Below are 11,354 nucleotides of genomic sequence, written 5' to 3'. Positions count from 1 at the left end.
CTCATTCCCCGCCCTCTCGCACAGCTCGGTTCCATTTGTATCCCTATAATCCTCAACAGAAAAAGTTTCGTGTGTTTCACTTAATCTACACATGTTGTTTATCTTGACATTTATTTTTGTCTGTGCTACACTTCTTCCCATCCCAGAATAAGGAGCGGATCCCATTGAAACAAACCAGCCAGCCCCGGGAAGATCTGCGGCAGCGCCGTACCCGGAAGCTCCTCGCCGACGCCCTGCTCTCCCTGCTGGAGGAGCGTCCGCTGAGTGAAATCTCGGTGGTGGATATCTGCCAGCGCGCCATGGTCCACCGCACCACTTTCTACGCCCATTTCGATGACAAGCTGGCCCTGCTGCGCTATGCTGTGGACGAACTACAGAAATACTTCGAGCCGGTGGACCCCTCCCTGGACCCACGTACCGGGCCCCGGGAGTATTTTATGGTCCTTTTTCACAACGCGCTCTCCTTCCTGAAGTCCCACAGGGGGATGTTCCTCACCGTCCAGGGCGCAGCAGAGTTCTACGTGCTGGACGAGATCATTACGGATGCCCTGAAGCGAAAGCTGTCGGAGAGCGCCCCGGCCGCCGGGTTTGACCCGGAGCTGACGGCCCGCTTCTATGCCGGCGGCCTGCTCGCCCTGATCCGCTGGTGGCTCTCCAGCGGTGCAGACGTTCCAGACGAAGTGCTGCTTCGGCATGTAGAGCACTTCATTCCTCAACCCGAGCTCCCGGTTTAGAAAGGCGGAATCCCACCCATGTCACAAACATCAAGCTCTGAAACCCCTGTAACCAAGCTGGCGCGGTTCATTGTCGACAAGCGAAAGGCCTTCTTTCTGGTCTTCCTGGCGGCGGTGCTCTTTTGCGGCAGCTCTATTGACAAGGTGGTGGTCAACAATGACATCACCTCTTATCTCCCCGCCGAAACCGAGACCCGACGGGGGCTGACCCTTATGGACGAGGAGTTCACCACCTACGCCTCCGCTCAGGTCATGCTCTCCAATGTGACCTACCGCCAAGCCGAAAAGGTAGCCGCTCAATTAGCGGAGCTGGATGGCGTGTCCTCCGTCGCCTTTGACGACAGTACCGACCACTTTAAGGACTCCTCCGCCCTCTTTTCCGTCTCCTTTACCGGTGAGGAGGGCAGTCCGGAGGCGGACGCCGCCCTCGCGGCCGTAAAGGAGCTGGCAGCGCCCTACGATCACTACGTCTTCCCCAGCGGCGATCCGTACGACTCAGACAGCCTTATGCAGGAGATGACGGTCATTCTGGCCATTGCCGCCGCCGTCATCGTAGCGGTACTCCTGTTCACCTCCAAGAGCTATCTGGAGGTCCTGGTCTTTCTCATTGTGTTTGTGGTCTCCGCCATCCTCAACATGGGCACCAACTTTCTCTTTGACTCGGTTTCCTTCATCACCAACGCCATCGCCGTGGTGCTCCAGCTTGCCTTGGCCATCGATTACGCCATTATCTTCTGCCACCGCTATATGGAGGAGCGGGACAACGGTCTGGACGCCCGAGAGGCGGACATTGCCGCCCTGAGCAAGGCCATCGTGGAGATCTCCTCCTCCTCCCTCACCACTATCTCCGGCCTGGTGGCCCTGATGCTGATGCAGTTCCGCATCGGCTTCGACATGGGTATCGTCCTGTCCAAGGGCATTGTCTGCTCCATGCTGTCGGTGTTTCTGCTCATGCCCGGTCTGCTGATGCTTTTCAACCGGGGCATCGAAAAGACCCGCCACAAAAACCTAGTGCCCTCCATCGCAGGCTGGGGCCGCCTCATCATGAAGCTGCGCTTCGTGCTTCCGGCGGTGTTCGCCGTGTGCGTCATCGGCGGCATTTACTGCTCCAACCAGTGCGACTATGTATTCTCCACCAATTCCACCAACTCAGGCAACCGTCCGGAGACCCGTATCGCCATGGACAAGATCAACGAGACCTTCGGCTATACCAACACCATTGCCGTACTGGTTCCCCGTGGGGACTACGACAGCGAGGGTGCGGTGCTCCGCCGGGTGGAGGCCCTGGACAACGTGACGACCGCCACCGGCTTGGCCAACATTGAGGTGGAGGACGGCCGCTACCTCACCGACAAGCTGACCCCCCGGCAGTTTGCCGAGCTGGCGGGCGTGGACATCGAGCTGGCCCGGCTGCTCTACCAGGCTTACGGCCTGAGCGTGGAGGAATACGGCGCTATCTTTCAGGACACGGACGACTATTCCGTGCCCCTGCTGGATGTGTTCCAGTTCCTGCTGGAGCAGAAGGACAAGGGGGTTATCCGCCTGAGCGGAGAGCAGGCCAGCCAGGTGGAGGAGCTGCAGGATACCCTGGACGACGGACTCCAGCAGCTCCAAGGGGAACAGTGGACCCGGATGGTCTTTACTGCCGATCTCCCCGAGGAGGGGGCGGAGACCTATGCCCTCCTGGACCAGATCCGCGCCATTGCCGCGGAATACTACGGAGACGATGTGGTGCTGGTGGGCAATTCCACCAACGCCCGGGATCTGGCCGCCTCCTTCACCGGGGACAACCTGAAAATCAGTGTGCTCACCGTGCTCTTTGTGGTGGTTATCCTGCTGTTTACCTTCAAGTCCGCTGGGCTGCCCATCCTGCTGGTGCTCACCATCCAGGGCTCCATTTGGATCAACTTCTCCTTCCCCTTCCTGACGGGTACCAACCTGTTTTTTATGAGTTACCTGATTGTCAGCGCCATACAGATGGGCGCTACCATTGACTACGCCATCGTCATCACCAACCGCTACTTACAGCTCAAGACCGTGCTTGACCGTCGGGCCGCCGCCGTGGAGGCGCTCAACCAGAGCTTCCCCACCGTGCTTACTTCCGGCTCCATCATGACTGTGGCCGGCTTTCTCATCGGCAAGCTGTCCACCGACACCATTATCTCCTCCATCGGCGATACCCTGGGCCGTGGCACCCTGACCTCCATCGTCCTGGTCATGACTGTGCTGCCCCAGCTCCTGGTGCTGGGCGACGCCCTTATCGAGCGCACCGCCATTACCCTCAACCGGGACCGGAAACAGCGCTTCCAGAACGGCACCATGCGTCTGGAAGGACACGTCCGGGGCCACGTGTCCGGTTTCATTGACGGCGAGTTCAAGGGCGTGCTCCACGGCAGCGTGGATGCCCTCATTGAGAGCAAGCGGCAGGATCTGGATAAAACGGAGGAATAACGCCATGATGAACTATGCAAAACGGGGCGCCGCCCTGCTGCTGGCCCTGGTATTCTGCCTGGGACTGCTGCCCCCCGCCGGCGCGGAGGGGGATACCATCACCATTCATGATGCCAGCGGGCTGCTCAAGCTGGCCCAAAGCTGCACCTCGGATACCTGGTCTCAAGGGGTAACCGTGGTGCTGGCCGCCGACATTTCCCTGGCTGGTACCGGCTTTTCCACCATTCCCGTGTTCCGCGGCACCTTTGACGGGGCCGGACACACCATTTCCGGCTTCGCCTGGCTGGACAAGGGTTCCAAGGTAGGCCTGTTCCGCACGCTGGGCGAGGGGGCTGTCGTAAAAAATCTGACTCTGGACGGGGTAGTGGCCCCTGGCGGCTCCCAGTCGCAGGTGGGCATCCTGGCCGGTGAGAACCACGGCACAGTGGAACAAGTCACCGTCACTGGCGATGTGACGGGAGATGAGGACGTGGGCGCACTGGTAGGCGTCAACGGGAGCTCCGGCGTGGTGCGGAGCTGCACCAACCGGGCCTCTGTCACCGGAAACACCAACAGCGGCGGCATTGCCGGGCGCAATGAGGGCATGATCCAGAGCTGCACTAACCTGGGGGAAGTCAACACTGGTGGAAACGATGCCGCCACCAACAGCGGAGGCATCGCCGGGCGCAATACCGGCACCGTGGCCGACTGCACCAATCACGCCGCTGTGGGCTACGCCCACACCGGATACAACACCGGCGGCATCGCCGGGATTCAGAACGGCGCGCTGCTTCGCTGCTTCAACGATGGTGAGATCCTGGGGCGTAAGGACGTAGGGGGCATCGTGGGCCAGTTTGAGCCCTACGTGACCCTCACCTACGGAGAGGACCCCATGGAGCGGCTGGACGGCGCCCTGGCCTCCCTTTCCACCCTCATGACTCAGCTCTCCGGCCAAATCCATTCCTCAGCCGGAGATGCAGTAGACGATATCTCCGCTATCCATGGCTCCCTCTCCGCCATCCAGGACGTAATCCACGGAACGGGCAGCGATTTCAACACAGACACCTCAGCCGCCGCCGACCAGGTCTACGACGCGGTCCAGACCATCAACGGGGCCATGAGCGGCCTGCTGGACGAGGTGGACCGCCTCACCCGGCGGGCCAGCGCCGATCTGGACGAGGTGGGCAACCAGCTCACCGCCCTACGCAAGGGGCTGAAAAATCTGACCGGCACTCTGGAGGACAGCCTGTCCGACACCGGAGACAGTCTCTCCTCCACGCTGGACGCACTGGAGCGGGAACACAGCGGTCTTGTGTCGGAGCTGCGTCAGATCGCGGACGAGACCGACCGGCTGGAGTCCTTTGTCAAGGACGCCCTCCAGGCTGCGGCCCGCCTGGATCTGGCTGGCATCCTGGATGCCTATAAGCGCTGGGATGTGGGTTCCATCGATTTCAACGGGCACCTCAGCCGCATCAGCGGCCATCTGGAGGCCATGGGCTCCGACACGTTCCACTTGGCGGACCGTCTGACAACACTGTGGCAAGAGGCCGGAGATGAGATGGGCGACGCCCGCCGTGACATGGACCGGGCCGCCCGGGCACTGGAAAAGGCCCTCGATGCCCTGAACGGCCATGTCAAGGACTTCAGCCAGGGCAGCGTGGAGCAGCTCCGGGTGGTTAACAGCCAGGCCGATATCATCGAGGATGTCCTGAACGGCTATCTGGACACCTTGGGCGACAAGGGACAGGAGCGCCTGGACGAGCTGGACGGGCACTTGGATGACATCAGCCAACGGGTGGATCAGATGACCCAGGGGGCCGGCCAGACCAACCAGGAGCTGCATGCCACCACCACTGCTATCATCGGGCAGCTTGACGAGGCCCGGAAAGCCATTGTGGAACTGACCGAGGTTCCGGAAAAGACGGTGAAGGAGAACACTTCGGCCGAGGGGGCCCAGAGCGGCCCGGGCCGGGTGGTAGGCTGCCGGAATGAGGGCGGCATCCAGGCCGACACCAACGTGGGCGGCATTGCGGGAGCGGTCTCCCCTGAGCTCTCCCTGGACCCCGAGGAGAATCTGGAGCTGGACAGTGAAAATCTGCTGGTGGATACCACCGCTCTGCTCAAAGCGATCCTCTACCAGTGTGACAACCGTGGCCCCGTCACCGCCAAGAATGAGTGCGCCGGCGGTGTCCTGGGCCGGGGCGAGGTGGGCGCTGCCCTCTCCTGCACCAGTATGGGACCCGTGGGGGCCGACGATGGCTCCTTTGCGGGCGGTATCGCGGGGCTCTCCCGGGGAGTGCTCCGCTCCTGTGCCGCCCAGGCCGACGTAACCGGGGACAGCAGCCTGGGCGGCATTGCCGGCGAGGGCAGGGATATCGCGGACTGCATCGCCATGACCCGCATCGACGGCAGCGGCGAACGTCTGGGCGCGGTGGCCGGCTGGGCTGACGGCACAGTTTCCGGCAACTATTACCTTCAGGAGAAGGCAGTCGGAATTGACGGCATCGACTACGCCGGGCAGACCGCCCCCCTCTCCTTTGGCGCCTTCTCCGCCCTGGAGGGCATTCCGGCGGACTTTCTCACCTTCCGCGTCACCTTCCAGGCCGGGGAGCAGGTGGTGGACACAGTGGAGGTGCCCTACGGCGGCAGCCTGGACCCCGCCGCCTTCCCGGAAGTACCCAGCGACGGCGGGCGCTATGGCGCCTGGGCTCCCTTTGACCACAACCACATCACCCGGAGCCTGACGGTGGAGGCAGTCTACGAGGACTGGGTGACCACTATCTCCTCCGGCGGAGAACGCCCCCTGCTTCTCGCCGAGGGAGCATTCTCTCCCGACGCACGGCTGGAGCTGGCACAGCGGCCGGAGCCGGTAGACGGCGCTGCCGCCTATGACTACCAGATCACGGACGGGGCGGAGCTCCCTGACACCGTGACGCTGCGGGTATGCGCCGACGGTCTTAGGGGCTCTGTGCGCGCTGCCCTGCTTCAGGACGGCTCCGCCGTCCCTATCGAGGCGGAGCGGGATGGCAGCTATCTGGTGCTCACCGCCCCCACCGCCGGTACTCTGCTGCTCAGCGCCTCCGGAAGCGGAACCCTTCTCCCCTGGGTACTGGCCGCCGCGGCTGCGGCGGTACTTCTCGCCCTGCTGTTCCTCCGCCGCAGACGGAAAAAAACAAACGCAGCTGCCTCTGTTTAGGCCAAAACAGCGCCCCGTGGCAAAAGCCATGGGGCGCTGTTTCATGCTACAGCAGCAAAAGAAGGGTGCCGCAGGTGAGCACGAGCAGCCCGGCGGCAGCCCGGCGGCTCAGCCGCTCACGGAGCACCAGGCAGGAAAAGCCAACCGTCACCAGAATGCTCAGCTTGTCGATGGGGGCCACAACGCTGGCCGGCCCCTCCTGGAGCGCCCGGTAGTAAAACATCCAGGACAGCCCGGTAGACACGCCGGACACAGCCAGAAACCCCCAGTTTTTCCGGCTCAGCGCCGGAATCTCCCGCTGGAGCCCCAGCCCGAGCACCAGAGCCCAGGCCATTGCCAGCACCACCATGTTGCGGATGGCGGTGCCGACATAGGAGTCCACGCCGGTCATGCCGACCTTGCCCAGGATGGAAGTCAGGCTGGCGCACACGGCGGAGAGCACCGCCCAGGGCAGCCACCCCCAGCCGGAGGAGGCCCGTTCCCGGGGCTTCCGCTGGAGCATCCCCAGGGTGCCGGCCAGGATCAGCCCCATCCCCAATAACGTATTCCAGTGGGCCGCCTCTCCCAGTAACAGGATGGAGAGCAGCATGGTCAGCACAGTGCTGGATTTATCCACGGGGGCCACCTGGTTGACCTCCCCAAGCTGGAGCGCCCGAAAATAGCACAGCCAGCTCCCTCCGGTGGCCAGACCGGACAGGATGAGAAACAGCCAGCTCCGCGGTTCAAGCGCCCCGACTGCGCCGCTGGAGCCCGCCACCCAAACCATTGCCCAGCCGAAGAGCGCCACCACAATGGTGCGCAGTGCCGTGGCCAGATGGGAATTGACTCCCTCCATGCCCAGCTTGGCCAAGACGGCGGTCACTCCCGCAAAGAACGCGGAGGCAAAGGCATATAGAATCCACATACGCGCCTCTGGTCAGCCCTGGCCGCTGTAATCCCTCCAGCGGCCGCTGACGGACTCAATACAGATTTTCCAGATGGCCACCCGGGCAAAGCTGTCGTCAATCACCTGTTCCACCCGCTCCAGGCAGTCCGGGCTGTACTTGCGGCAGAGAGCCCAGAGGGCCTCCCGCATCTCCGTCTCGTCTGTGACCTCTCCGGCGGTGCCGCGTACCACTGCGCACTGGTACTCCGTCTCATAGATGGCCTGGATCACCCGCTGGTGTCCCACCGCGGTCAGGCAGACCTGCGGATGGGTCCGCAGACAGTCCACCTTCTCCCCCGCCTTTGCGCAGTGGAAATAGATCTTCTCCCCCACCCGTACCCCGTTGAGGGGGATGCAGTAGGGCTTTCCCTCTCCATCGGTCATGGCCAGAACCATGTATTCACACTGATCCAGAGCCTCCAGCCCCTTCTCCGGATTTGCGTCTCGCTTCATTCGTGTTTCCCTCCTTTTTTCTAATCATACCGCCAGATCACCTGGTGGGCAATAAAAATATTTTTGCAAAACCTATTGACATTTGAACAATCAAGCATATAATAACACATGAACAATAGCTCATATGTTTTAGAACGGATGTGATCGGATGCCGGAACCCAAGGATGTGGAACGCTGCGAGTACATGCATGTGCATGAGGCCATCGTGAACCAGGTCAACCAGAACATGCCGGATGAGGAGGTTCTCTACGACCTGGCGGAGCTGTTCAAAATCTTCGGCGACTCCACCCGCATTAAAATCCTGTACGTCCTCTTTGAATCAGAGATGTGCGTCTGCGACATCGCCCAGCTCCTGGGCATGACCCAGTCCGCCATCTCCCACCAGCTCCGCTCTCTCAAGCAGAGCAGGCTGGTCAAGGCCCGCAGGGAGGGCAAGACCGTATTCTATTCTCTGGCCGACGGGCACGTGCGCACCATATTGGACCAGGGGATGGAGCACGTGGCGGAGCTGCTGCCTCTGCATATTCTATAAAGAAATGGAGACTTTACCATGAAAAAGCACTTTAAGCTCATTGATCTGGACTGTGCCAACTGCGCCGCCAAGATGGAGGCCGCTATCAAGAAGCTGGACGGCGTCCACGACGCCACCGTCAGCTTCATGACCCAGAAGCTGACTCTGGACGCCGACGACACCCGGTTCGATGAAATTCTGAACGAGGTCGTCAAGGTGTGCAAAAAGGTGGAGCCAGACTGTACCATCGTCCGCTGACCGCACCAGGGACGGCCTACGGCGGCCGTCCCGGATTTTTTCAAAGGAGCGATGTCCTATGTCCAAGAAGCAGAAGCGAATGCTCTTCCGCGTCCTCGCCAGCGCAGTGCTCTTTGCGGTCGCACTTCTCCTGCCCACGGAGGGATGGCTGCGGCTGTTCACCTTTCTGATCCCCTATGCCGTCATTGCCTGGGATGTCCTGTGGCGGGCCGTGCGCAACATCGCCCACGGCCAGGTCTTTGATGAAAACTTTCTGATGTCCTTGGCCACTGTGGGCGCCCTGGCCACCGGCGAATACCCCGAGGCCGTATTCGTCATGCTGTTCTACCAGGTGGGCGAGCTCTTCCAGAGCTATGCCGTGGACCAGTCCCGCAAGTCCATCACCTCCCTGATGGATATCCGGCCCGACTACGCCAACATTGAGGTGGACGGTCAGCTCCGGCAGGTGGAGCCCGAGGATGTGGCGGTGGGTGACACCATCGTCATCAAGGCCGGCGAGCGCATCCCCCTGGACGGCGTGGTGCTGGAGGGCACCTCTAACGTGGACACTGCGGCCCTCACCGGCGAGTCCCTCCCCCGGGAGGCCCAGCCCGGCGACGATGTGATCTCCGGCTGTGTCAACCTGTCCGGCCTGCTGCGGGTTCGGGTCACCAAGGCCTTTGAGGAGTCCACTGTGGCTAAAATTCTGGATCTGGTGGAGAACTCCTCCAGCAAGAAGGCCAAGGCAGAAAACTTCATCACCAAGTTCGCCCGGTACTACACCCCCGCCGTGGTGCTGGCCGCCGTGGCTCTGGCCCTCCTGCCCCCCCTGTTTACCTCCATCCAATGGGTGGACTCCATCCAGCGGGCTTTGAACTTCCTGGTGGTCTCCTGCCCCTGCGCCCTGGTCATCTCCGTGCCCTTGTCCTTCTTCGGCGGCATCGGCGGGGCCTCTAAAAACGGTATTCTGGTAAAGGGCGGCAACTATCTGGAGGTACTGGCCAAAACGGAACTGGTGGTCTTTGACAAGACCGGCACTCTGACCCGCGGCGTGTTTAACGTCACCGCCATCCATCCCGACCACTGCGGCGAGGCGCAGCTTCTGGAGCTGGCCGCCCTGGCGGAGAGCTACTCCGACCACCCCATCTCCCGCTCTCTCAAGGAGGCCTACGGCAAGGAATTGGATGCCTCCCGGGTATCCAATGTGGAGGAGCTGTCCGGCCGGGGCGTGCGGGCCACAGTGGACGGCCGCCAGATCTGCGCCGGCAACGACAAGCTGATGGAGGACATCGGCGTGAGCTGGCACCCCTGTCACCGGGTAGGCACCACCGTCCACGTGGCCTCCGATGGGGTCTACCTGGGCCACATCGTCATCTCCGACGAGGTGAAGCCCGACGCGAAGGAGGCCATCACCGCGCTGAAGGCCTGTGGTGTGCGCAGAACCGTCATGCTCACCGGCGACGCCAAAGCCGTGGGTGAGTCAGTGGCACAGGAGCTGGGCCTGGACGAGGTACACACCCAGCTCCTCCCCGCCGACAAGGTGACCCGTGTGGAGGCTCTGCTGGGTGAGGTTTCCCCCAAGGGGGCCCTGGCCTTCGTGGGCGACGGCATCAACGACGCCCCGGTGCTCTCCCGGGCCGACATCGGCATCGCCATGGGCGGCCTGGGCTCCGATGCCGCCATCGAGGCCGCCGACATCGTGCTGATGGATGACAAGCCCTCCAAGCTTGCCGACGCCATTCGAATCGCCCGGCGCACCCTGGCCATCGTCCGTCAGAACATTGTCTTCGCCCTGGCCGTCAAGTTCCTGGTGCTGGCGCTCAGCGCCGCCGGTGCGGCCAATATGTGGGAGGCGGTGTTCGCCGATGTGGGCGTGTCCGTCATCGCCATTCTCAACGCCATGCGGGCGCTGAAAACGGTAAAATAAGCAATAAGAAATGCCTGGAACCACATGGTTCCGGACGATACTCCCGATTCGCTCATATAGTTTCAGTTTTGCCAGTTTTATATGGTTCATAAGCGACATTTCTTCGGAAATAGTTTGATAGAGTATTATACGCTCAGATCCTTGTAAGGGAAAATATAAGGGAAAACTTAACGCCCCAACCCGGTACAATCGGGCTGGGGCGTTGATATTCACAATCGTTTGGCGATTTACTTTTCGTCGTCCTGTCCGTCTCCCAGCTTGTCCCCGGCGCCGTCCACGGTGGACTCCAGCGCGGCGATGGCCTTGCGGAGCCATGCGGGCACGGGGGCGCCGAGGGCACCGATGTTCTCCACAATGCTCCCCAGCTCGGTCATGATATACCAGACCAGCACCAGAACACTCACAAATACCTCATACTGGAAGGGCATCTCCAGGGCGGGGATGTTGGCTAGAATCAAACCGATCACCCCGTCCAGAATAGCGGCCACCAGGACGGCCACCACGGCCCCCAGCTTGTGCCACAGGCCGTCCCTTGCCACCTTGGACGACCACTCCCCGGCCCGGAGGGCGGCGGCGGTGCCGGTGCCGTAGTCGAGCGCCATACAGAGCAGCCAAGCAAGCACCAGCCAGCCAAACCAGCCCCACAGGGCCGTCAGACCGCCCAGCACGGCGGCGACCGCCGCCTTGAATCCGTTGATATGCTCCATATCAATCGTCCTCCCTTACATAATCCGCCGTTTTCCCGATCAGGGCCTCCACAGTATCCTTGGAGTAGTTCCCGGCTTTCCAGTAGTCGGGCTGGTCGATAATGCCGACATTAGCCAGCGTGTCCACGTCGGTGTCCAACTTGGACACATTCGCCGTCTCTCCCCGGCAGAGCGCCAGGAACGCCTCCCAGGCCCCGGCGGTGGCCCGGATGGTCTTGGGACAGTCCTTGCCGT

The 11,354-nt window shown here is 61.9% G+C and carries 9 protein-coding genes and 1 pseudogene; 6 read left to right on the top strand and 4 right to left on the bottom strand.

Translation table 11 applies throughout. The features are described 5' to 3' along the window. Positions 1–164 precede the first annotated feature (164 nt). The 3 genes from HMPREF0372_RS01160 to HMPREF0372_RS01150 are packed head-to-tail and all read left to right on the top strand — an operon-like array spanning position 165 to position 6,360. On the top strand, positions 165–734 hold the full coding sequence (locus HMPREF0372_RS01160) for a TetR/AcrR family transcriptional regulator (RefSeq protein WP_024723102.1): 570 nt from the start codon (positions 165–167) through the stop codon (positions 732–734). 18 nt (positions 735–752) lie between these two features. Beyond that, positions 753–3,185 (top strand): efflux RND transporter permease subunit, encoded by a 2,433-nt coding sequence (locus HMPREF0372_RS01155; protein WP_007488226.1) that lies wholly within the window; start codon positions 753–755, stop codon positions 3,183–3,185. Positions 3,186–3,189: 4 nt separating this feature from the next. Next, positions 3,190–6,360, top strand: a complete 3,171-nt coding sequence (locus HMPREF0372_RS01150) for a hypothetical protein (protein ID WP_007488225.1) — start codon at positions 3,190–3,192, stop codon at positions 6,358–6,360. 46 nt (positions 6,361–6,406) lie between these two features. On the opposite strand, the gene HMPREF0372_RS01145 is transcribed toward HMPREF0372_RS01150, so the two are convergent. Beyond that, positions 6,407–7,264, bottom strand: a complete 858-nt coding sequence (locus HMPREF0372_RS01145; RefSeq protein ID WP_007488222.1) for an EamA family transporter — start codon at positions 7,262–7,264, stop codon at positions 6,407–6,409. A 12-nt stretch (positions 7,265–7,276) separates the two neighbouring features. Further along, positions 7,277–7,738, bottom strand: coding sequence for a pyridoxamine 5'-phosphate oxidase family protein (locus HMPREF0372_RS01140; protein ID WP_007488220.1), 462 nt, complete (start codon positions 7,736–7,738; stop codon positions 7,277–7,279). 148 nt (positions 7,739–7,886) lie between these two features. Here HMPREF0372_RS01140 and HMPREF0372_RS01135 point away from each other — a divergent pair, with 148 nt between their 5' ends. The 3 genes from HMPREF0372_RS01135 to HMPREF0372_RS01125 are packed head-to-tail and all read left to right on the top strand — an operon-like array spanning position 7,887 to position 10,413. Further along, positions 7,887–8,270, top strand: a complete 384-nt coding sequence (locus HMPREF0372_RS01135; RefSeq protein ID WP_007488219.1) for an ArsR/SmtB family transcription factor — start codon at positions 7,887–7,889, stop codon at positions 8,268–8,270. Positions 8,271–8,288: 18 nt separating this feature from the next. Then, the gene (locus HMPREF0372_RS01130; RefSeq protein WP_007488217.1) at positions 8,289–8,507 is read left to right on the top strand and encodes a cation transporter; all 219 of its coding nucleotides are present in this window, start codon (positions 8,289–8,291) and stop codon (positions 8,505–8,507) included. Positions 8,508–8,565: 58 nt separating this feature from the next. Beyond that, positions 8,566–10,413 carry a heavy metal translocating P-type ATPase gene (locus HMPREF0372_RS01125; RefSeq protein ID WP_007488215.1) on the top strand — a complete coding sequence of 616 codons (1,848 nt, stop codon included), beginning with the start codon at positions 8,566–8,568 and terminating at the stop codon, positions 10,411–10,413. 227 nt (positions 10,414–10,640) lie between these two features. Here HMPREF0372_RS01125 and HMPREF0372_RS01120 read toward each other — a convergent pair whose 3' ends face one another. Both HMPREF0372_RS01120 and HMPREF0372_RS19930 read right to left on the bottom strand, forming a co-directional pair. Next, entirely contained in the window at positions 10,641–11,120 is a 480-nt protein-coding gene (locus HMPREF0372_RS01120; RefSeq protein ID WP_007488214.1) for a phage holin family protein, read from the bottom strand. Between the two features lies 1 nt (position 11,121). After that, positions 11,122–11,354 (bottom strand): annotated as a pseudogene (locus HMPREF0372_RS19930) (N-acetylmuramoyl-L-alanine amidase); the annotation flags it as partial.

The sequence above is a fragment of the Flavonifractor plautii ATCC 29863 genome (genome assembly GCF_000239295.1).
Taxonomy (GTDB): Bacteria; Bacillota; Clostridia; order Oscillospirales; family Oscillospiraceae; genus Flavonifractor; species Flavonifractor plautii.
This window is presented reverse-complemented; position numbering and strand designations above follow the sequence as displayed.

Excerpts from the sequence above, each read along its gene's own strand:
- HMPREF0372_RS01135 (WP_007488219.1), top strand. The coding sequence starts at position 7,887 with ATGCCGGAACCCAAGGATGTGGAACGCTGCGAGTACATGCATGTGCAT.
- HMPREF0372_RS01145 (WP_007488222.1), bottom strand. The coding sequence starts at position 7,264 with ATGTGGATTCTATATGCCTTTGCCTCCGCGTTCTTTGCGGGAGTGACC.
- HMPREF0372_RS01125 (WP_007488215.1), top strand. The coding sequence starts at position 8,566 with ATGTCCAAGAAGCAGAAGCGAATGCTCTTCCGCGTCCTCGCCAGCGCA.
- HMPREF0372_RS01150 (WP_007488225.1), top strand. The coding sequence starts at position 3,190 with ATGATGAACTATGCAAAACGGGGCGCCGCCCTGCTGCTGGCCCTGGTA.
- HMPREF0372_RS01130 (WP_007488217.1), top strand. The coding sequence starts at position 8,289 with ATGAAAAAGCACTTTAAGCTCATTGATCTGGACTGTGCCAACTGCGCC.
- HMPREF0372_RS01140 (WP_007488220.1), bottom strand. The coding sequence starts at position 7,738 with ATGAAGCGAGACGCAAATCCGGAGAAGGGGCTGGAGGCTCTGGATCAG.
- HMPREF0372_RS01120 (WP_007488214.1), bottom strand. The coding sequence starts at position 11,120 with ATGGAGCATATCAACGGATTCAAGGCGGCGGTCGCCGCCGTGCTGGGC.
- HMPREF0372_RS01155 (WP_007488226.1), top strand. The coding sequence starts at position 753 with ATGTCACAAACATCAAGCTCTGAAACCCCTGTAACCAAGCTGGCGCGG.